A 21204-nucleotide genomic window follows, 5' to 3' on the forward strand; every position below is an offset into this window, starting at 1 on the left:
TTTTTTTCTTAAAATCTTATTATTCGACATCTTTTCTATGTCTTTTCCAGTTTTGTTCCTGTATACTTGATTCGACATACATATGCTGTTAACTTATGGCACTTCGCAAGCCTCCGCTGTTATCGGCATTATGCAGAAACTTATGCTACTGGAGAGATTGTTATGCGCAACACAAAAGAAGGTGCTTCCCCTTCTCTGTTTTCATTGGCTTTTAAACTTACGAGTTTAGCAGTTTTGTGCGGACTGCTTCTGGTAATCGTCATAATGGGATATTCCGCTTCCGCCGCAAAAAACAAACAGGTCACCGTGACCGCAAACGGGCAGCTTCGGGATGAAGCAGAAAGCCTGCGGCTGAAAAATGATTCTCCCGACGTCTTAATGAAACATTTGCAGAAAGAGCGTGACCCAGGGAAAAAAACGGTATATTTAACCTTCGACGACGGGCCGTCTCCATATACTGAACAGCTGTTGAATGTATTGAAGGCAAATGGCGCAAAGGCCACTTTTTTTATGCTTGAACCGCGGATGAAAGCCTATAAGCATTCCGTGCAAAGAGCGAAGCAGGAAGGAATCGCGCTCGGCCTGCACGGCGTGACGCACGATAATCACCTGTTTTATCAAACACCGACATCACCGCTGAACGAAATGCAGCAGGGACGCGATACGCTCGAGGCAATCACCGGAGTAAAAACGGATCTTGTCCGCACGCCTTACGGCAGTAAACCGTCATTGACGGCTGCCCAGATTAAGAATCTCGAAAAAGGCGGATTCGTGTACTGGGACTGGACGATAGACAGTGAAGACTGGAAGTACAAAAACGCACGGTACGTGCCAGAAGTATTGAATCAGCTCGCATATTTGGAAAGCGTTCATACGAGCAGGCCGCATGTCATTTTAATGCACGATCTGCCTGCGACGGTGCACGCTTTGCCTAGCCTGATCCAAAAACTGAAAGCCCAGGGCTACTCCTTTGATGTTCTGACGGATCAAATGATTCCCGTCCATGAATAAGAAAAGCCGGATCTGTATATGATCCGGCTTTTTTATGTCGCGGCGCTGATCCGTTTTGCAAATTCACCGATCTTCTCATGGATGACAAGATCAAATAAATGGTCGCAATATGTCGGCTCAAGGTTAATGATCACCTGCTTCAAACCGGGAATCCGGCCCGCATCCTCAGGGACAAACCTTGCCGGCGCCACTTCAAGCGAAGTGCCGATCACAAGAAGAAGATCAGCTTTATCAAGCTTTTCATAAAGGGTTTCAAAATGCTGAACGAGATCGCCGAACAGCACGACATCCGTTTTTAATACGGTGCCGCATACCGCATGATCACCGATTTCCGCCGTACATTCCGGCACTTCGTCCTTCAGCAGATGAGAAAGCCCGTAGCGCGCTCCGCAGCGGGGGCATGCGGCGGTCTGAATTGAACCGTGAAGCTCATAGACACTGCTGCTTCCCGCTTTCTTATGCAGCCCGTCAATATTCTGCGTGAAAATGTCTACCTGCTTTCCCCGCTTTTCAAGATCCGCCAAATACGTATGGCCGGCATTCGGCTCATAGCCTCCGCTCATTTTCATCTGAAAGAGCTGTTTGAATTTAGGCCAGAATTCACGCGGACGGCGTTCAAAGTATTCCCTGCTCATCGCTTCCATTCTGGAGGTGTCTTCGGTCCATATACCGCCCGCCGAACGAAAATCAGGAATGCCGGATTCCGTGCTCATTCCCGCTCCCGTCAGCACCACGATACGTTCCGCCTGATTGATCAATGTCATAAACGCTTCCACTCTTCCACCGCCTTTTCTTTTTATCATATCATGAAAAAAGAACGGCGCCTGTTATGCCCGTTCTTTTTCTCCGGAATGATCCTTCACATGAACCGGATCATCGTGGCTCTTCTGTTTTACGAATACATTCTGGCCCGGATAGGCGAACTCCACGCCTTCCTCAGCAAAAATATCAATAATTCGGCGGTTGATATCCTGCCGCACGTCCAGGCTTTCCGCCCAGACGATGGTCTTTGTGTAAAAGTTGAAAAACAGATTATAATAGCTGTCCGCAAACACGTCAAAGTTAACCATAATCGTATCATCATGCACGCCTTCATGTTCACGAAGCATTTCTCTGAGCCTTGTGATGCACCGCTCTAAACGATCAATCGGCGTCGCATAAGAAACACGAACGGAAAACGTGACCTGGCGCTTCGTCATCCTCGTCCAGTTTGTGATGGCTTCCATGGACAGCGTTGAATTGGGCACGGTAACAAGCGCCCCCTGCGCCGTCCGGAACCTTGTGCTTCGGAATGTGATATCTTCAACGCCCCCCGTTACAGATGACGTCTCGACCCAGTCGCCGATCGTAAACGGCTTTTCCGTAATGATGATAATGCCGCCGAAAAAATTGCTGATCGTATCTTTAGCCGCGAGCGCGAAGGCCAATCCGCCAAGTCCGAGTCCGGCCACGAACCCGTTTACATCATAATTGAATTCCTGCGCGATCACACTGACGCTGAGCGCGAGAATGACAAAGCGCAGCACCTTGGATAAAAACGGCGCCAAAATGTCATCCATATCAAGCTCAAAGCGCTGATTGACTTTATGAAATAAAAACGAAGACGCCGATGTCAGATTGCAAAGCCCCCAGGCGATCAGCGCAACGATCAGAGAGCGGTACAATTTTTTGACAATGTCCATCTGCCCGTCTAAAAACGGCGAATACTCAATCGCCAAAAACAGACCCAGCGCCACGAAAAACCATCTGGCCGGCTTGTCAAACGCTACGGCAATCTGTTTGAATATGTCGGTTTTCGGCTTGTTCGCCAATTTGTAAACGAGCTGAAAAAAGTATTTGACAAACAGTTTTCTCAAAACGAGAAAAGCCGCTAAAATTCCGATGCTGATACTGATCTGCGAAATATGGTCAAGCGTAAAAAAGCTCTGAAATTGTGTCATCATGGCATGCTCCTTTGTCTTGTCGAAAATCTATTATACTAAAACATTCGGACATCAGCTTCTTTTAATGTCTTTAGGCAGCCTGAAAAACCCCGGCATCAGAGCACAGCCGGGGTTTTCACACATTCGTTCATCTTTCAGCCAGATACAACAGGGTCAGGCACTATTTCTTCTTTGATTGTGTCTGTTTCAGGAGAGTCGCTTTTTGGATTTCAGCATCGGTTTCGGCCTTAATTCTTTCTTCCACTTTCAATCTCCCTTTTCCCATGATCTCGCCTCCTTTTTGCCATTATAAATCATCACTGCGGATTGTAAACCGAAAAAAGCACTATCTTTATTCCAAAAAAATACTGTTTCGCACATTCACCAGTTTGAATCGCTGTGCATATACGAATCTGATATAATAACAGAAATGCCCATGAGGGGAGCTGACAAGCTTGTATACCATCGCTCATCGCGGCGCATCCGGTTACGCGCCCGAAAATACATTTGCGGCATTTGATATCGCTGCCGAAATGAACGCTGATTTCATTGAGCTTGACGTCCAGCTCACAAAAGACGGCCAGATTGTCGTCATCCATGATGACAAAGTCGACCGGACGACGGACGGCTCCGGTTTTGTAAAAGATTTTACGCTGAAGAAGCTGCAGTCTCTGGACGCCGGCAGCTGGTATGGGGCTGAGTTTAAAGGGGAGCGGATTCCCCTGCTCGAAGAGGTCTTGAAGCGTTATCATTCTAAAATCGGATTTTTAATTGAACTGAAAGGGCACGTTTCTCAAGTCGGTCTTGAAAAAGCAGTCGGCCAGCTGTTAAGCAGGTTTTCCTTTTCCATCCACCCTATCGTTCAATCATTCAGCCTCAAGTCGATTCAGACCTTTCACGACATGTATCCGTCCGTTCCGACTGCAATTATTGCAAGACCCAGCTTCGGGATGTTTTCCAAAAGCCAGCTGGCCGCCTACAAATCAGCCGTACATTATGTCAATATTAAATATACCCGCCTGAATCGGTTCTTGATTTCCACCGCTCACAGACACGGCCTGAAAGTGTTTGCCTGGACGGTCAGAAATCAAAAGACGGCCCAAAAGCTGCAAATGATGGCAGTTGACGGCATTGTAACTGATTTTCCGGATTTTATTTCTAAGGATGGCTGATATGAAACAATACATCGCAATTTTTATCGGAGGCGCGCTTGGCGCTTTGCTCCGCTTTGAAATGAGCGCGCACATTCACAGCGGTTCTTTCCCGGCGGCCACTTTCCTCGAAAACGCGGCGGGAAGCCTTTTACTCGGTCTTATTACGGGTTATTTCATCATTCGGGCTAAACGCCCTCTTTTGACCGCCTTTTTAGGAACCGGTTTTTGCGGAGGTTTCACGACGATGTCAACCTTCGCAAAAGAAACCATTTTTCTGCTGCAATCGTCTCCCGCAGCGGCTTTTTGTTATGCTGCCGCGACATTAATCTCTGGCATTGCCCTTGCATACGCCGGCATTTTCTGGGGACGGCGGATTGCCCTTCACGCAGCGGGAAGGGGGCATGATACGCCATGACGATTGTCCTGATGCTTATCGCAGCGGGTATCGGAGCGGTATTACGGTCTCTGCTGGGTAAAGCAATTTCAGAAAGAACAAAAAGTTTTCCGATTCCGCTTGGAATGGCTGCGGTCAACCTGCTCGGCTCCTTCGGCCTCGGCATGTTCACCGGACTGGGCCTGGATAATCCTTCCGCCGGCATCATCATCGCGACGGGCTTTTTCGGTGCGTTTACGACCTTTTCCACGTTCAGTATTGAAGCCGTGCAGCTGATGATGAACAACCGCATAAAGGAAAGCCTGCTCTACATCGCTGTTTCAGCAGCCGGAAGCCTTTTGGCGTTCTGGTGCGGCTTCATTATCATGTCCATTTAAAAAAACCTTGAGCTTATTTTTCGCTCAAGGTTGCGTTATGAAGCATGACCGTTTCAGGCACGGGCAGCTGGCGGTTTATTGTTCCCTGACCGCCCGGGCGGCCCTGTTCTTCTTTGAGTTCAAGCTGTTTAATAAACCGGCCGTCCATTTCTAATATGAGGGCAGTGTATCCCCCGATTTGTATCGACTCACCCGCACAGATGTCAATATTCCGTTTCAGCACAAGACCGCCGATCGTGTCGACTTCCTCTTCAATCCCTGCGCCGAGAAGATGATTCACCTGATCAATCCGAACCTTTCCGTCCAGCACATAATGGCGTTCGGACAGCTTTTGAATCTGCGGCTGTTCATCCTCATCAAATTCGTCTCTGATATCGCCGACGATTTCTTCAAGGATGTCTTCGGTCGTCACAAGACCGGACGTTCCGCCGTATTCATCAGACAATATCGCCAAATGAATCCGTTCTCTCTGCATTTTTATCAGCAGGTCGTGTATCGGGATCGTCTCGATGACTTCAATCACCGGGCGGACGTAAGACGTGATGGATACTTCCTCTTTTTCATCTTCTGTCATAAACAGCAGATCTGAAAAGAGATGCTTCGTATTGATCATGCCGATGACACTGTCTTTGTCCCCGTCCGTTACGGGCCAGCGCGTATATTTGTCTTTCAGCATCATATCAAGCATTTCCGGCACGTCCATATCAGTGGAAACAGCCGCGATTTCTTTTCTCGGGATCATGATTTCCTTGGCGATCCGATTATCAAAATCAAAAATTTTATTCACAAATGTATATTCAGACGGATTGATTTCTCCGTTTTTTAAACTTTCTGACAGCAGGAACCGCAGCTCTTCTTCAGAGTGGGAGCCTTCATGCTCAGATGCCGGCTTTAATCCGGCCAAACCGGTCAGAATTCTCGCGGAGCCGTTCAGCACCCAAATAAACGGGAACATGAACACGTAAAATAACCGAAGCGGTCCGGCAATCCATAACGTCAGCTTTTCCGCTTTTTGAATCGCAACCGTTTTAGGCGCAAGCTCACCGACGACGACATGTAAAAACGTAATCAGCCCGTACGCCGCAGCAAAAGCAATCACATGCTCAGCTGAATCCGGCAGCCCCATGCCCTGAAACACAGGATGAAGCATCCGCTCAAATGCAGGCTCTCCCAGTACGCCGAGCCCGATGGATGTGAGTGTAATGCCAAGCTGCGAGGCGGATAAATACTCATCAAGATCCGTAATGATACGCTTTGCGAGCACCGCCCGTCTGTTCCCTTCTGAGATGAGCTGATCGATTCTGGATCTTCTCACTCTGACGATCGCAAATTCACTCGCCACGAAAAATGCGGTTAACGCAATGAGCACACCGATTAAAATCAAACTGTCAATATCGTCCATTTCACCTTATCCCGAATTGAAGGATAAGGACGTCACCTCCTGATTTCATCGTTTTTTCTTAAGCGAGAGGAACGAAATGGGTGATTGACTACACAGAGGGCCCCATCCTGCCACCTCCTAAGTCAAAGCATGATTGTCATTTGTATAGTTTATTGTATCACAACTCCATTCTTTCATCATTTTCAGATTTTTTTATCATATAAAAAACAGCCTTCAAAAAGAAGGCTGCCGTTATCTGCTTCGGAAATGATTTTCTAAACAAAGCGCCGTATTAATCCCCCCGAATCCCATGCTTAAGCTTAACGCATGGTGTACGGTATGGATGCTCGGCCCGTCGGTCACCCACTGAAAAGAATCGTCAATCGGCTCCGTTAAGTTTCGGATCGGATGAAGCTTGTTTTCCCGCATTTGCAAGAGAGCAGCAATGATTTCCACCGTTCCGGCCGCACTCAGACCGTGTCCGGTAATCGATTTTGTCGCATTAATCCGCGCGTGCGACAGGCCGCTTTCAGAAAGCGCCCGGCATTCAGTCTTATCACCGATCGGCGAACCGGTGCCGTGCGGGTTGATGTAATCGATCTCTTTTGCTGAAAGACCGGCCCGCTCCAGCGCCTGGCGGATCACCGTCATTTCGCCCTCTGCTGAAGGATTCGGGTTGCGGTTTGCATCGGAAGCCATCCCCCAGCCCTTTAAGCCGGCCCACGAACGCGCGCCCCTCTGTTCGGCAGATTCAGCGCGTTCCAGCACAATCGCCCCGCACGCCTCTCCGAATATAAACCCGTCCGTATGCCGGTCAAACGGGCGGCAGGCGGCTTCAGGCCGTTCAGCGTATGTATCAGTGCCCATCGCTCCCAAAGAACGGAGAGCATGACACTCCATGTACGACAGATCGGCCAGCGCCCCGATCACGATGCACCGGTCAAACAGGCCTCCTTTGATTCCTTGAGCAGCCTGAATAACCGCCGCCTGGCCGCTTGCCGACGCGCCGCCGACCGTAAAGGCCGGCCCTTTTATCCCGAATTGCTCCGTACAAAGCCCCGACAAATCACTATCCATAAAAGAAAGCCCGTATGTCGGATTTACAAATTGCGGCGTTTCACCGTTTTTCTCAAAGACCTGCAGCAATTCGCGCTGCGTCATATTCGAGCCGCCGATGATCAGACCGGTGCGGCTGTGGTCAGCGCCGTCTAATTGAGCGTCATGCCACGCTTCATATAAAGCGATAAGCGCCGTCTTTCCTGATAATGCGGCCCTTCGGTACAAGCGCTTGGACAGCGCGTCCGGCGGCGTTAATTCGCTAAGCTCCGCGCCGATAAACGAACTGCCTTTCTGCCGGCCGGGCCGTTTCATCACATCAAAGGCGTGCCGCCCCTCCATGAGCGCATCGAGAAACGCCTCCTTGCCTTGTCCGACCGCGGTTAAGACTCCGATTCCTGTAATGCTGATGTCTGACGTGCCATTATTTCTCCTCGACATTTGTCCGTTCTCCCATCTTTATGTATTGGAAGCTATGAAGAAAAATCTTGATACAGTGCTTTGAAAATATCGCGCGACTGTCTGATCTGTTCTGAAGGCACGCTGAAAGATAATCGGAAATAGCCGCTTTTTCCAAATCCGCTGCCGGGTACGATCAATAGTTTGTATTTCTGTGCGGCATGCATGCAGAACGCCACCTCGTCTTCAATCGGTGATTTCGGAAAGACGAAAAAGCCTCCTTTCGGCATTTCAAATTCGAAGCCGGCTTCTGTGAGGATGTCCACCATAAGGTCTCTCCGCTTTCTGTAAGGTTCAGCGTCAATCGAAAGATCATCCATTTTCGCCACGGCGCGCTGCATCATGACCGGAGCGTTCACAAAACCGAGCGTCCGGTTGCAGAAAACGAACGCATCCGTCAGAAGATCGCCCTCAGGCATTTGGGCGTCTGCCGCGATATACCCGAGCCTTTCCCCCGCAATGCCGAGATCTTTACTGAACGAACTGACTAAAATCACGCGGTGATACGCCTGAAACGGATTCGCCTGCTCTTCTCCGTAGATCAGCTGGCTGTACGGTTCATCAAATAAAATAAATATGCTTTGGCCGTTCCGCTCTTCGGCTTCTTTTAATAAGGCGCCCAATTCGTTAAGGTTTTTCTGGCTGAGCACAGTCCCCGTCGGATTATGCGGCGTATTAACGATCAGTCCTTTCGTACGGGGGGTGATCGCACCTTTAACCGCTTCAATATCAATCTCAAATGAGTCAGTCAGCGGGCAGATGACGGGTCTGCCGCGGTAATTTTCAACATACGCTTTATATTCCGCAAAATAAGGCGAAAGGAGGATGACTTCTTCCTCCGGGTTTAAAATGCTCTTCAGCGCGACATTCAGCGCCCCGCCGGCTCCGACCGTCATGACTGTATGCCTGGCGGAAATTTCTGTCTGAAACCGCTCTGACAAAAAGCGCGCAACCTTTTCTCTCGCCTCCGGAAGCCCCTGGTTTTGTATGTATCCGTGCCGCCCTGTTTCAGCCGCTTCGCAAAGCGCCTTTTTAAACGTTTCAGGCGGCTCCGCAACCGGATTTCCTATTGAAAAGTCAAACACCTTATCGGCGCCGAACTCTTTTTTCAGCCGCGCGCCTTCATCAAATAGTTTGCGTATCCATGAACCTTTCTCCAGATTCTGTGTCACTTCCCGTGATAAATCGGCCACTGTCATCTGTCCCTTCTGTCTTTTTCTTCCGTTTCTATTTACAATGATTATGAAAGATTTACCTGGCGCAGTCAACGCTTTTTCAGACAGCCCGCCGCGCCGTTTCAGGAGAAAGACGGAAAACAATAAACTTGTGCAAACTCCCCTTCATATATTAAACTATTCTCATAACTATAACGTGATGGTTGGGGAGGGATTTAGATGGGGCTGAGACTTATCGCATCAGTGAATTAGCAGAGCTTGCCGGTGTAACGAAACGCACGGTGGATTACTACACAAACCTCGGGCTTTTAAAGCCTGACAGGTCTTGTTCGAACTATCGTTACTACGATACACTTGCACTTAATCGGTTAAAGTTTATAGTCGCTTGTAAAAAGCAGCGATTGGCCCTGTCTGATATAAAAGATCGACTGGAGAACCAGTTTCCCTCTTCAGCCCTGCCTGACGATATTGGAAATCTGGCATCGGAAATTGATCACATGAATCAAAACATCTCCGTGATCTTGAATCGGTTTGAAAAGCTTGAACCAGAGGAGCGCGCCCAGCTGAAAAAAAGGCTGGCTCCTGAAAAGCTTGCAGTGCTTCAATCATTTATGCTGCTGTTAAGTTAAACCATTATCTTACTAACAGGAGGTGTTACCTTCATCTTCCCAAAAGGAGTGAAGGTTCTAATTGGACATTGTGAATTTGATTTTAGTCGCGGTTTTAATCGCGCTGACGGCATTTTTCGTAGCATCTGAGTTTGCGATAATCAGAATCAGAGGCTCACGGGTTGACCAGCTTATAGCAGAAGGAAATAAAGCCGCAATCGGTGTCAAAAAAGTGACCACGCATTTAGATGAGTATTTATCGGCGTGCCAGCTCGGCATAACATTGACTTCCATCGGTCTTGGTGTCTTAGGCGAATCAACGATTGAACGCTTGCTTCATCCGCTTTTCACAAAGATAAACGTACCAAGCTCATTATCGCATATTATTTCATTTATTCTCGCCTATGCGATCATTACATTCTTACACGTGGTCGTGGGAGAATTGGCGCCGAAAACAGTCGCCATCCAGAAAGCGGAAGCCGTTTCAATGCTGTTTTCGAAACCGCTCATTTGGTTTTACCGCATCATGTTCCCGTTTATCTGGCTTCTGAACAACTCCGCCCGTCTTTTAACGAAGGCGTTCGGTCTGGAGACGGTGTCTGAAAATGAGCTTGCCCACTCTGAAGAAGAGCTGCGCATTATTTTATCGGAAAGCTATAAAAGCGGTGAAATCAACCAGTCTGAATTTAAATATGTGAACAAAATCTTTGAATTTGACGACAGACTTGCAAAAGAAATCATGATTCCGCGTACGGAAATCGTCAGTCTGCCGCATGATATCAAAATCTCTGAAATGATGGACATCATTCAGATTGAAAAATATACCCGGTACCCTGTCGAAGAGGGTGACAAAGATAATATTATCGGCGTTATTAACATTAAAGAAGTGCTGACCGCCTGCATAAGCGGCGAAGTATCAGTCGACTCGCCGATTACCGATTTTGTCAATCCGATCATCCATGTGATTGAGTCGGCACCGATTCACGATCTGCTTGTAAAAATGCAGAAGGAACGGGTTCATATGGCGATTCTGTCGGATGAATACGGCGGAACAGCGGGGCTTGTCACCGTTGAAGACATTATTGAAGAAATCGTCGGGGAAATCCGTGATGAATTTGATATCGATGAAATCAACGAAATCCGTAAACTCGGCGACGGCCATTACATGCTTGACGGCAAGGTCCTGATTGATCAAGTGAACGAACTCCTCGGCATCCATTTAGAAAATGACGAGGTCGACACCATCGGCGGCTGGTTCCTTACCCAGAAATACGACGTCGAACAATACGACTCGATTATCGAAGAAGGCTGTGAATTTATCATTAATGAAATTGACGGCCACCACGTCGCATATATCGAAGTGAAAAAACTGGCGTTTGATGAACTGCTGGAAACCGCCGAACAAAAAGAAGCATAACAAAAAAGCTTGCGCGTCTGATACAGACGGCAAGCTTTTTTTCATTTACAATTGTTCAAGTTTTTTCTCAAGCTCTTTAATTCTGGCATTCAGCTCTTCTGTCATGGCCGCAAGCCTCTCCTTCGGCGCAAGATCGGAAAAGTCCTCCAAAAAAATCGGCTCTCCGATGATAAGCCGCATTTTTCCCTTTTTAAACAGCGCTTTTCCCGTAGACGGCCCTTTATATGCGGCCGGAACGAGCGGCGCTTTTCCCATTTGGGCGATGGTCACGGCCCCTCTTTTCAGCGGGACGTCTTCTGATGTTCTCGTACCGCTCGGAAAAATCCCGACAATCTTCCCTTCCTTCAGAAGCTTAATCGGCGTTTTAATGCTGCTCGGGCCCGGATTTTCACGGTCAACCGGGAACGCGTGAATCTTCTTCAAAAAACGTCCGATCCACTTTTTCTGAAACAGCTCTTTTTTCGCCATATAATGAATCTGATGGGGCAATATCCCGACACCGAGCGTGAGGACGTCCACCCAGCCCGCATGCGTGCACGCGATAACGAATCCTTTATCAGACGGAAGATTCTCTTTATTGTACACTTTCACTCCTCCGCGCAGAGATAGAATGCATTTGATGGCATTTGCACAAAACTTATACATAACGCACTTCCTTTGTTGTAATGATCAAAAGTGTTCTCTCTCTCTATTATAACAATATTTTTTATTACCTGGTACTAATAATTATATTTTTCCTCTGCCGATCTCTATCTTTTATGACGGTTTTTGGGTACTATAGAGAAATGGTGTTTGATGAGGTGAAAATGAATTTAAGCCGTTTGCATGGAACGTGCAACTTTAAACCTTTCTTATGCGTGTATAACATAGAGGGGAGAAAAGGCAGTGACGATCGATGAAATTTACCAAATGTATATGAATGATGTTTACCGGTTCCTGCTCTCCATGACAAAAGACAAGCATCTCGCTGAAGATTTGCTGCAGGAAACCTTTATGAGGGCATACATACACATTCACTCCTACGACCACAGCAAAGTAAAGCCATGGCTTTTTCAAGTGGCGAGAAATGCGTTTATAGATTATGTCAGAAAACATAAAAAGGAAGTGACCATTTCCGATGACTTAATTGGGAGCCTTTTTCAGACGGCTGTTCAAAGCCCGGCTCATCAGATTGAAATCAAGGAAGTGCTGACAGGGTATATGTCCGAACTTCCCGACAATTATCGGGAGGCCTTAACACTGTATTATTTAAAAGAACTGAATTACAAAGAAGCATCCCATATTATGAATATTTCAGAGGCTAATTTTAAAAGTGTTTTATTTCGTGCCAGACAGCGGCTGAAAGCACTTTATAATAGAGGTGTTAATGATGAATGAAGAATTTAAAAAGCGTTTTTACCAATACAAAAATGGAGAAATGAGCGACCGGGAAATGGCCGCCTTTGAAGAAGAGCTGGAAAAGCTGGAAGTCTATCAGGAGTTGATTGAAAGCGAAATGCAGGACGACCGGGAATGGGACGTCGGCATCAGCCCGGAAAAACAGAAGGCCATTTTATCATACGGAAAACGCAAATCGTATTTGCGGATTTCAGTTCTCGCCGTCATCTCCACTTTGATGATTTTGCCGCTTTGCACTTTGGGAAGCTACCTCTATTACGGTCTGGGAGGAAAGGAAAGCACCGGCAATCAATTAATGGAGACCGCGGCAGTGACGGTGGCGACCACAATGCCGAACGTCCTCGTCGATACCTCCGGACTGAAAAGCCAGGTGAAGCTGTTTGGAATGAATACGGAATTTCCGCTGCAAAAGCAGATCGGCACAAAAACGAAATCCGTCGGCGGAGAACGGATTGAAATGTTTTTAGATACGGTCAAATCGCCTGCCGTTAACTACTATGATCTAGACGCGGCACAGGCAAAGCATTATTTCGCCCATCCTTCCGGCTTAAAGGAACGCACGATTGAAAAAGCCGGTCAGACATTAAAAAAATTGCCTGAAGGAAGCGTGGCGGAGGTCTATCTTTCTTATGACCGGGCCTACCCTTCTTCTCAAGTATATTCAACTTTTAAAAAATACGATGTGAAGTTTTTATGGAATGCGGTCGAAACGGAGAAAAATCTGAAAGACAGTCCTTATGCCGAGCCGTTAGGATTTCCCGGGAAAGATTCTAAGATGGTGTCCTCTTTCGAAACGCAAGGACAGACAGACCGTGAACAATTTATCAATGCCCTTGAATTTATGTCCCGCCATAAAAAATGGGCGCATGCAATATCGAAACGAAAAGACATGAATCTTGGCAGCCGAATCGACTATGTTGAACATCACGGAATGAACGTATACGGCTCTGTCGTGACGGGGCCGACAAAAGAAATCGAACGTCTGCTGAAAAACAAAACAGTAAAAGCAGCAAACATCGGTGAGGTGGAATTATGGAATTGGTAAGAATTTTTAAAGAGCATAATGTTTTCGGCTGGATATCAGTCGGTACCGCGATTTTGTCGCTGCTGCTTTTGAACGTGGCAATCATCAGCAATGTGACTTTCTATTCTTATCAGATGCTGCCGTTTGCGATGGCCGCCGTGCCGTTCGGCATCATTGAGCTGTTTATTAAAAAAGGACGGACGGGCCCGGGACTGCTCGGTGTCATTCTCAATCTGTTCGTCATTGTCTGTGTATATACGATCGTTGCGGTTGATACGAATCTGCAATTCGGTTTTTAAACATAAAAACAGGCCCTTTTACGGGGGCCTGTTTTTTTAAAATGAAAGAACGCCGATTAAATGCAGCAATACGACGATGATAGCCAGCGGCACGAGATATTTCAGAAGGAAATACCACACCTGAAAGAAACGATAGCCGATGGCGGAACCGCTTTTCATCTCGGCAAACAGCTCCTGCTTCGGTATTTTCAGCGGGACGAAGATTGATATTAATAAAGCGCCGAGCGGAATCAGCACATTGCTGACGGTGAAATCCGCAAGATCAAAAAACGTTTTTCCGAACAAATGAACATCACCGAGAACACCGTATGATAAACAGGACGGAATTCCGACTAAGAAAATGAGCAGACCGCTTGTCCACGACAGCTTCTTTCTTTTCGTTTCATCACCTTTCCCCACAGTCGCCACGATAATTTCCACCATCGAAAAGGCCGAAGTCAGCGCGGCGAAGAAAAAGACCGCCAGAAAGCTGATAAAAAACAGCGAGCCGAACGGCAGCCGGTCAAACACAGCCGGCAGCACGGTAAACAGCAGTGTAGGCCCTTCATCCGGTTTAAAGCCGAACGAAAAAACCGCCGGGAAAATGGCCAGTCCCGCAAACAGCGTAACGAGTACATTCATCATAACAATGGAACCCGCCGAACCCGGAAGATTTTGGGTTTTCGGCAGATACGAACTGTATGTCACCATGACCGAAACACCGAGCGTTAATGTAAAAAACGCCTGTCCTAAAGCATATAGGATGGATTCCGGCGTCAAATCTTCAAAGTGCGGAACCAATAAAAATTTAATCCCCTCAACGGCATGATCGAGCGTGACTGATCGCAGCACAAGCAATAGAAACAGCACAAATAAAATCGGCATCAGCACCGCACTGACACGTTCAATCCCTTTCTGCACGCCTTTTGCGACGACCGCTACCGTCATGATCATAAATACAAGCTGCGCAACGAGAGTCTGGATCGGATTTTCAATGACTGTCCCGAACACCGTGCCGTACTGCTCCTGAGTGAGCCCGGATAAAGAACCGGTAACGGCTTTTAACACATAAAGCAAAATCCACCCGCCGACAACACTGTAAAAAGACAAAACTAAAAAACAGGCCGCCACACCCACATAACCCGTGAGGTGCCATACCGACTTCGGCGCGGCTTGTTTGTAGGCATCAATCGCATTTGTCTGGCTCCGTCTTCCGAAAATAAATTCACCGAGCAAAAGCGGATAGCCTAAAAGCACGGTAAAGAGAACGAAAACAAGAAAAAAAGCGCCTCCTCCGTTCGTACCCGCTACGTAAGGGAACTTCCAAATGGCTCCCAGGCCGATCGCCGAACCGGCAGCGGCCATAATAAATCCTATTTTTGAGGCCCATTGAACCCTTTTTTGGTCAGACACGACTTTCCACTTCCCTTCCGCCCTATATTATCCCTTATTCACTGCGATAACTTAAGCCCATTTCAATATGTTTCATTATTCCGAAAAATAAAAAGGAGCGGCGGGTGCCGCTCCTTACAAATCCCCGTTTAATTTCGAATGCTTTCTCGAATATAAGAAATAAATCACCAGACCGATGATCAGCCAGATAAAGAAACGGAATATGGTGGTGGCGCCGAGGTTAATAATCAAAAACACGCAGAACAGAATGGACAATATCGGAATAAAGGGAACCCCCGGACATTTAAAAGCCCTCGGCAGATCAGGCTGTTTCTTTCTCAATACGATAACCGCCACTGAAATCAGGACAAACGCGGCAAGCGTGCCGATGTTCACCAGCTTCGCCAGTTCATCAAGCGGGACGAGCGAACCGAGTAATGCTGACAGGATGCCGAACACCCACGTCACCACGTGCGGCGTTTTATGCTTCGGATGGACTTTTGAAAGCGCCCCCGGCACTAAACCGTCACGGGACATGGCAAACATCACCCTCGTCTGGCCGTACAGCATGACGAGCATCACCGTTGTCATTCCCAACACTGCGCCGATATCAATAATCCCGGCCACCCAATTCTGTCCTGCCATCTGCAGGACGAGAGACACGGGATGGTCAACGCCTTCAAAGCGGGCAAACGGAACGACGCCCGTCATAATCGCCGATACGGTCACATACAGCACAGTGCAGACGATTAATGAAAAGATAATTCCTTTCGGCAGATCCTTTGCTGGATTTTTCGTTTCTTCAGCGGCGGAAGAGACGGCGTCAAAACCGATAAAAGAGAAGAAAACGAGCGCCGCGGCACTGAAAACACCGCCGAACCCCATCGGTATAAACGGCTGCCAGTTGTGAGGTTTGACATATACGGCCGCAACGGCGATAAACAATAGAACAACCAGAACCTTCAAAATGACCATAATATTATTGACCCGCTTCGATTCCCTAATGCCTAAGTAGAGGAGGAATGTAATCGCAAGCACGATAACAAATGCGGGGAGATTAAAGAATGTGACCGTGCCTTTTATTGACCCCGGCGCGGCCGTTAATGCGGTCGGAAGATGAATGCCGAAGCCCGCCAAGAATGATTGAAAATAGCCGGACCATCCGACCGAAACCGCGCTGACGGCGAGCATATATTCCAAGATTAAATCCCATCCGATAATAAACGCGAGAAGTTCACCCAGTGTCGCATAAGTAAACGTGTAGACGGAACCGGAAACCGGGACGCTTGAAGCAAATTCGGCATATGACAGAGCCGCAAATAAACACGCAAGAGCGGCGATGACAAATGAAACGGTCAGCCCCGGCCCCGCCGTGACAGCGCCTGTTCCGGTTAATACAAAAATCCCCGTTCCGATGATGGCCCCTATCCCCAGAAGGGTCAAATCAAAGGCCCCTAACTCTCTTTTTAGCGACTTTTCCCCGCCCGTTGCGGCAAGCAGGTCCTGAATGCTTTTCTTTCTGAATACGCTCCCCTTCATCTGCTTCACTCCTTGTAAACCAATATATGTTAGAATATTCAGATAACAATAGCAATAATGACTAAATTCTTATTTTTCGCATGAAATGTTTCAGCACATCATTCCTTTCTCCTACATCATATTATAGCGAAAAATATAAAAATGAAAATAACTTTTTTGAAAATTCTATATATTATTTTTAGTTTTCATGAAACAGAACTCAGCGGATTTTCCACTGTGAAATATTAACATTAGTGATTCAGCTAGCGACTTTTATTTTTTTTAAAATCGTATTCATATGTACGTTCAAATAAAAATCCCGCCCTTTTTAAAAGCGCGGGATAAGACTTGCGTATTATGTTGAAATAAATCTGCCGCCATTTACGTGAATGGTTTGCCCCGTCATATAGGAAGATTCGTCTGAAGCCAGAAGCACGTAAGCTCCGGCGTGTTCCGCAGGCTGTCCCGGTCTTCCCATCGGAGTGTCCAGACCATGCTTTTCCACCTTTTCTTCAGTAAACGTTGCCGGAATCAGGGCGGTCCAGATCGGGCCAGGGGCCACCGCATTTACTCTGATCCCCTGATCGGCCAATGACATCGCCATTGAACGAGTAAAGGAAACGATGCCGCCTTTCGTGCACGAATAGTCGATCAATGATGTGTCTCCCTGATAAGCGGTAATCGACGTTGTATTAATGATGGCGCTCCCTCTTTTGAGATGAGGCAGCACGGCTTTTGTCATATGAAACATGGAAAACATGTTTGTACGGAATGTCTTCTCCAGCTGTTCAGCTGTAATATCAAGAATCCCGTTTTGCGGATGCTGCTCAGCCGCATTATTAACGAGAATATCTATTTTTCCGTAGTGATCTAAGACTTGCCGGACCGCCTTCTGACAATGCGCCTCATCACCGACGTCCCCCGGAATTAACAGGCATTCGGCCTGGTATTCTTCCGCACGCTTTTTCGTTCTCTCGGCATCGGCATGTTCGTCTAGGTACAGGATGGCAAGATCCGCCCCTTCCTTCGCGTAAGCGATCGCAGCCGCTGCGCCGATGCCGCTGTCTCCGCCCGTGATGACGGCGACTTTTCCTTTTAATCTGCCCGACCCTTTTACATCCGGGTCCTCCAAGAGCGGCTTCGGCTCCATGTCTGACTCAATGCCGGGCTGGCGGTTTTGCACCTGCGGCTTTTGTCCTTCCGTCTGTCTGTCCATCGGATTCATATTCTCACACTCCTGCAATTGGTATTACTGAGACGATACCACGCAGTGCTGAGAGTTAAACGGACAAATATGCCGGTATTAAAGCTGCTGAGCCGTTTCGGGAAAAGCGCCGGTGTATTTCGCAGACGGCCTGTAAATCATGTTGTCAGCGGACTGTTCAAGCACGTGTGCGCACCAGCCTGCCATTCTGCTTGCTGAAAAGGTCGGCGTAAATAAATCATTGTCGACATCAATGGCCTGCATCACAGCCGCTGCGTAAAACTCCACATTCGTATACAGCTTCCGTCCGGGCTTATATTGCTCTAACAAGCGGATGGCTTCCTTCTCCACATAAAGCGCCAAGTCAAGCGACGGATCATTTCCCGCCACTTCTTCAGCCTTTATGCGCAGCGCTTCCGCCCGCGGGTCTTTTGTTTTGTACACCCTGTGCCCGAAGCCCATCAGGCGTTCTCCCCTCATAAGCTTCGCTGTCAAATACGCTTCTGCATTTTCTTTTTCCTCGATGTCTTCAAGCATTTTCGTGACGCCTGAAGGCGCGCCTCCGTGCAGCGGCCCTTTCATCGTACCCAGTGCGGCAGTGACGGCAGACACTAAGTCCGATTCAGTCGAAACGGTGACTCTCGCTGAAAAAGTCGATGCATTCATCCCGTGCTCCATCGCCAGAATCATATACGTCTCAAGCGCTTTCTTTTGGGCTGCGGACGGCTGCCTGCCTGTCAGCATATACAAATAGTTTTCAACGTGTCCGTATCGCGCCTCAGGTGACAACGCTTCCTTCCCTTGCTTACGGCGGTATCTGTACGCAATAATCGTCGGTGTGACGGCAATCAGTTTAATCGCTTCTTCCGGCTTGGGCGGATATGTAAATGAATCTGTGCCCAAACCTGAAACAGCCGTTCTCAGCACCGCCATGTCGTCCATTTCATCCGGAAGCGTTTCCAGTAAGTCGATCAAATGTTTCGGAAGCCCGCGCTCGGCTGCAAGTTCTTCCTGAAACGCAAGCAATTGCCGCTCATCAGGAAGCGCCCCGTTCAAAATGAGATACGCCGCTTCTTCAAAACTGGATTGCAGCGCGATATCCTTCGCATCATAGCCGCGATATATTAAATGCCCCTTTTCTCCGTCAATGTGGCTGATAGCCGTTTCTGCACAAGTAATCCCTTTCAATCCACGATAAATCAATTTCATTCCCCCTTATCCTCTTTCTGTTATTATAGTAAATATAATATTTAAAAAATAATGAATATTTTTAAGGGAATTAATTAAAACTTTTAATCAGAGGAGTGCATCTATGGATTTTAAATGGCTTCACACCTTCGTCACTGCGGCAAAATATGAGAATTTCAGAAAAACGGCAGAAACGCTTTTTTTATCTCAGCCGACCGTCACCGTTCATATAAAATTATTAGAGAAAGAAATCAGCTGCAAGCTGTTTCAGCGAAGCGGCCGGAAAATACAATTGACGGAAGAAGGAAAAGCATACGTGCCGTTTGCCATGAGGCTTTTGGAAGACTATGAAAACAGCATGGCGGAGCTGCACAGGGTGCGCCAGGGCTACTCGCACACACTGACACTCGCTGTTTCGCCGCTTATCGCCGACACCGTTCTCCCGTCTGTCATGAAGCGTTATACAGAGGACAATAAAGAAACCGAAATGACGGTCACCATTTTCGAATCGGAAGAAATCGCCTCTCAAATCAGAAACGGCTCAGCCGATATCGGACTGAGCTGCTTAAAGGTGCAATCATCTTCCCTCACTTGCCGCCCCCTGTACAATGACCCCGTTGTCCTCGTCGCGCCGCCCGGCCGAAAACCCGGGACAGGGAAGGCGGATGAAGTGAAAGACCTGTTCGGACAATATCTGCTTTTGACCCATAACCACCCTGACTATTGGGATGATTTGCTCCGCCAGGTCAGAATACAGTTCCCTTTCGTCAGGACAATGAAGGTGACACAGACGCATATTACGAAACGATTTATTAAAGAGGGGCTGGGTGTCTCATTTCTGCCGCTGTCAGCGGTACGGGCCGAGCTCGCCGCAGGCAGCATGATTGAAATTCCGTGCGAATTCGCCCAGATGCCGAGCGCGGGCGCGTACGCCATCGCCCTCTATGAAAATGAAAAAAAGAAAACCTTTTTAGATTTTTTATCACATTTTCATTTTTAGGTGAAACAAATGGAGCTCTGTCCCGTCTAAATAAAAAACCCGTTCTGATGAACGGGTTTCTATCGCTGCTAGAATCTTTTCGCGCCAAGGTAGCGAGGTTTCCAGTAGCTGTTATTCAGATCACTTGTTGTGACGCCGTCAGAACCGGCATGGATGAACTTGTTGTTTCCGATGTACACACCCATGTGTGAAGGGCCGGCCTGATATGTTGTAAAGAAGACGAAGTCTCCTCTTGACGGGCTGGACACGCTCTTCATTGAGCTCCAGTATCCCGCAGTGCTTGTTCTGCCGACACTCGTCTGTTTGTTTAACAGGTACCAGATAAATCCGCTGCAGTCAAAGCCGGAAGTCGTTGTTCCGCCCCATACATACGGCGTGCCGATTAAAGATTGCGCATCAGAAATCAGCTTGTTTACATTCAGGCTCGTCTGTGCAGCATTATGGCTGGATGAAGGCTGCTTTGATGACGAAGATCCTGAAGACGTTGAACCGGAAGTTGATCCCTTTACTTTAAGAACTTGTCCGATGCGGATCAGGTCCGTTTTTAAACCGTTTAAACTTTTTAATTGGTTTACCGTCATTTTATATTTATTCGCAATTTTCCAAAGGCTGTCGCCTTTTACGACTTTATATGTAGACGATGATGACTTGCTGCCCGAATTTGAACCTGAAGATGATTTACCGTTGATCGAAAGCGTCTGGCCGATGTAAATGATATCCGATTTTAATTTGTTCTCAGATTTAATGGAATTAATTGACGTTCCGTACCGATTTGAAAGTCCCCATAATGTATCGCCTTTTTTTACCTTAATCGTTTGCGCAGATGCCGCGCCCGCAAACAAAGTCGTCCCCAAAACCACTGCCGTTGTTGCTGTAACAAGTTGCTTTTTCATGTTTTCCTCCCCGAATGATTCTATCTATTTTATGTGTCTCTTTTTTAAAGTTTTTATCTGTTTCCTATTATAAGGTTCAATTTCCACTAGAAATAGACTTGACTTCCCGTGACAAATTTCTTACTAATTCGTTTTTAAAAAAAGTTTTTAAGGGTATTAAATATTTCAATTTGATTTCAAACGTGACGAAAAATGAGTCAATTTGTCATGTTTTTTTCCTGTGATCCTCGTATTTTGGAAAAACAAAGCAGTTTATTTTCCAAATAACCCCTTGTTAAAAAAATCCTCGTCTTTTTCAAAAAAGTGAATGGTTTTCACTCTTTCTTGAAAACATAAGTTACACCGGAATTTACAT

The 21204-nt window shown here is 47.3% G+C and carries 22 protein-coding genes; 10 read left to right on the forward strand and 12 right to left on the reverse strand.

Going from position 1 to position 21204, the window contains the following annotated elements; translation table 11 throughout:
* Nucleotides 1-162: 162 nt before the first annotated feature.
* Nucleotides 163-1011, forward strand: a complete 849-nt coding sequence (locus tag CXL14_RS18245) for a polysaccharide deacetylase family protein (RefSeq protein WP_014417307.1) — start codon at nucleotides 163-165, stop codon at nucleotides 1009-1011.
* 32 nt (nucleotides 1012-1043) lie between these two features.
* On the opposite strand, the gene CXL14_RS18250 is transcribed toward CXL14_RS18245, so the two are convergent.
* From CXL14_RS18250 to CXL14_RS18260, 3 genes are all read right to left on the reverse strand, one after another.
* A complete protein-coding gene (locus CXL14_RS18250) occupies nucleotides 1044-1775 on the reverse strand; it encodes an NAD-dependent protein deacylase (RefSeq protein ID WP_370531147.1) in 732 nt (243 codons plus the stop codon).
* Nucleotides 1776-1838: 63 nt separating this feature from the next.
* Complete coding sequence (locus CXL14_RS18255; RefSeq protein WP_014417305.1) at nucleotides 1839-2954, reverse strand: mechanosensitive ion channel family protein; 1116 nt, start codon at nucleotides 2952-2954, stop codon at nucleotides 1839-1841.
* 160 nt (nucleotides 2955-3114) lie between these two features.
* Nucleotides 3115-3219 (reverse strand): YhdX family protein, encoded by a 105-nt coding sequence (locus CXL14_RS18260; RefSeq protein ID WP_003155299.1) that lies wholly within the window; start codon nucleotides 3217-3219, stop codon nucleotides 3115-3117.
* A gap of 169 nt (nucleotides 3220-3388) precedes the next feature.
* Between CXL14_RS18260 and CXL14_RS18265 the strand changes: the two genes are divergently transcribed.
* Genes CXL14_RS18265 through crcB form a run of 3 tightly spaced genes read left to right on the forward strand, consistent with a single transcriptional unit; the run spans nucleotide 3389 to nucleotide 4858 of the window.
* Nucleotides 3389-4105: a glycerophosphodiester phosphodiesterase gene (locus CXL14_RS18265; RefSeq protein ID WP_014417304.1), complete on the forward strand. Its 717-nt coding sequence runs from the start codon at nucleotides 3389-3391 to the stop codon at nucleotides 4103-4105.
* 1 nt (nucleotide 4106) lies between these two features.
* On the forward strand, nucleotides 4107-4502 hold the full coding sequence (locus CXL14_RS18270) for a fluoride efflux transporter FluC (RefSeq protein ID WP_014417303.1): 396 nt from the start codon (nucleotides 4107-4109) through the stop codon (nucleotides 4500-4502).
* Nucleotides 4499-4858 carry a fluoride efflux transporter CrcB gene (gene crcB / locus CXL14_RS18275; protein ID WP_014417302.1) on the forward strand — a complete coding sequence of 120 codons (360 nt, stop codon included), beginning with the start codon at nucleotides 4499-4501 and terminating at the stop codon, nucleotides 4856-4858. The genes CXL14_RS18270 and crcB overlap by 4 nt, the downstream gene beginning before the upstream one ends.
* A gap of 13 nt (nucleotides 4859-4871) precedes the next feature.
* Here the strand turns inward: crcB and CXL14_RS18280 are convergent, their stop codons facing one another.
* The 3 genes from CXL14_RS18280 to CXL14_RS18290 form a co-directional block, all read right to left on the reverse strand.
* Nucleotides 4872-6260 (reverse strand): hemolysin family protein, encoded by a 1389-nt coding sequence (locus tag CXL14_RS18280; RefSeq protein WP_014417301.1) that lies wholly within the window; start codon nucleotides 6258-6260, stop codon nucleotides 4872-4874.
* A 231-nt stretch (nucleotides 6261-6491) separates the two neighbouring features.
* Complete coding sequence (locus CXL14_RS18285) at nucleotides 6492-7736, reverse strand: beta-ketoacyl synthase N-terminal-like domain-containing protein (RefSeq protein WP_014417300.1); 1245 nt, start codon at nucleotides 7734-7736, stop codon at nucleotides 6492-6494.
* 32 nt (nucleotides 7737-7768) lie between these two features.
* Nucleotides 7769-8953 carry a pyridoxal phosphate-dependent aminotransferase gene (locus CXL14_RS18290; protein ID WP_014417299.1) on the reverse strand — a complete coding sequence of 395 codons (1185 nt, stop codon included), beginning with the start codon at nucleotides 8951-8953 and terminating at the stop codon, nucleotides 7769-7771.
* Nucleotides 8954-9132: 179 nt separating this feature from the next.
* Here CXL14_RS18290 and CXL14_RS18295 point away from each other — a divergent pair, with 179 nt between their 5' ends.
* Nucleotides 9133-9558 carry a Cu(I)-responsive transcriptional regulator gene (locus CXL14_RS18295; RefSeq protein WP_007409263.1) on the forward strand — a complete coding sequence of 142 codons (426 nt, stop codon included), beginning with the start codon at nucleotides 9133-9135 and terminating at the stop codon, nucleotides 9556-9558.
* A 61-nt stretch (nucleotides 9559-9619) separates the two neighbouring features.
* Nucleotides 9620-10954, forward strand: coding sequence for a hemolysin family protein (locus CXL14_RS18300; RefSeq protein WP_007409264.1), 1335 nt, complete (start codon nucleotides 9620-9622; stop codon nucleotides 10952-10954).
* Nucleotides 10955-10999: 45 nt separating this feature from the next.
* Here CXL14_RS18300 and CXL14_RS18305 read toward each other — a convergent pair whose 3' ends face one another.
* Entirely contained in the window at nucleotides 11000-11599 is a 600-nt protein-coding gene (locus CXL14_RS18305; protein ID WP_007409265.1) for a lysophospholipid acyltransferase family protein, read from the reverse strand.
* Between the two features lie 240 nt (nucleotides 11600-11839).
* On the opposite strand from CXL14_RS18305, the gene sigM reads away from it, so the two are divergent.
* From sigM to CXL14_RS18320, 3 genes are read left to right on the forward strand one after another with little or no spacing between them, the layout of a single operon-like run.
* Nucleotides 11840-12331, forward strand: coding sequence for an RNA polymerase sigma factor SigM (gene sigM / locus CXL14_RS18310; RefSeq protein ID WP_003155312.1), 492 nt, complete (start codon nucleotides 11840-11842; stop codon nucleotides 12329-12331).
* Nucleotides 12321-13397, forward strand: a complete 1077-nt coding sequence (locus CXL14_RS18315; protein WP_087920756.1) for an anti-sigma factor — start codon at nucleotides 12321-12323, stop codon at nucleotides 13395-13397. The genes sigM and CXL14_RS18315 overlap by 11 nt, the downstream gene beginning before the upstream one ends.
* Nucleotides 13385-13675 (forward strand): anti-sigma-M factor, encoded by a 291-nt coding sequence (locus CXL14_RS18320; protein WP_003155315.1) that lies wholly within the window; start codon nucleotides 13385-13387, stop codon nucleotides 13673-13675. The genes CXL14_RS18315 and CXL14_RS18320 overlap by 13 nt, the downstream gene beginning before the upstream one ends.
* A gap of 36 nt (nucleotides 13676-13711) precedes the next feature.
* On the opposite strand, the gene CXL14_RS18325 is transcribed toward CXL14_RS18320, so the two are convergent.
* The 4 genes from CXL14_RS18325 to CXL14_RS18340 all read right to left on the reverse strand — a co-directional run bounded on the left by CXL14_RS18325 (nucleotide 13712) and on the right by CXL14_RS18340 (nucleotide 18971).
* Nucleotides 13712-15067 (reverse strand): sodium-dependent transporter, encoded by a 1356-nt coding sequence (locus CXL14_RS18325; RefSeq protein ID WP_014417298.1) that lies wholly within the window; start codon nucleotides 15065-15067, stop codon nucleotides 13712-13714.
* Nucleotides 15068-15181: 114 nt separating this feature from the next.
* Nucleotides 15182-16585 (reverse strand): branched-chain amino acid transporter BcaP, encoded by a 1404-nt coding sequence (locus CXL14_RS18330; protein WP_014417297.1) that lies wholly within the window; start codon nucleotides 16583-16585, stop codon nucleotides 15182-15184.
* Nucleotides 16586-16919: 334 nt separating this feature from the next.
* Nucleotides 16920-17789, reverse strand: a complete 870-nt coding sequence (locus CXL14_RS18335; protein ID WP_014417296.1) for an SDR family oxidoreductase — start codon at nucleotides 17787-17789, stop codon at nucleotides 16920-16922.
* 78 nt (nucleotides 17790-17867) lie between these two features.
* Nucleotides 17868-18971, reverse strand: a complete 1104-nt coding sequence (locus tag CXL14_RS18340; RefSeq protein ID WP_032863841.1) for a citrate synthase/methylcitrate synthase — start codon at nucleotides 18969-18971, stop codon at nucleotides 17868-17870.
* A 109-nt stretch (nucleotides 18972-19080) separates the two neighbouring features.
* Between CXL14_RS18340 and CXL14_RS18345 the strand changes: the two genes are divergently transcribed.
* Nucleotides 19081-19956 (forward strand): transcriptional regulator CitR, encoded by an 876-nt coding sequence (locus CXL14_RS18345; RefSeq protein WP_007409271.1) that lies wholly within the window; start codon nucleotides 19081-19083, stop codon nucleotides 19954-19956.
* 68 nt (nucleotides 19957-20024) lie between these two features.
* Here CXL14_RS18345 and CXL14_RS18350 read toward each other — a convergent pair whose 3' ends face one another.
* The gene (locus CXL14_RS18350) at nucleotides 20025-20849 is read right to left on the reverse strand and encodes a C40 family peptidase (protein ID WP_014417294.1); all 825 of its coding nucleotides are present in this window, start codon (nucleotides 20847-20849) and stop codon (nucleotides 20025-20027) included.
* Nucleotides 20850-21204 lie beyond the last annotated feature (355 nt).

It is taken from the genome of Bacillus sp. SJ-10 (assembly GCF_002843505.1).
GTDB classification, from domain to species: Bacteria; Bacillota; Bacilli; order Bacillales; family Bacillaceae; genus Bacillus; species Bacillus velezensis.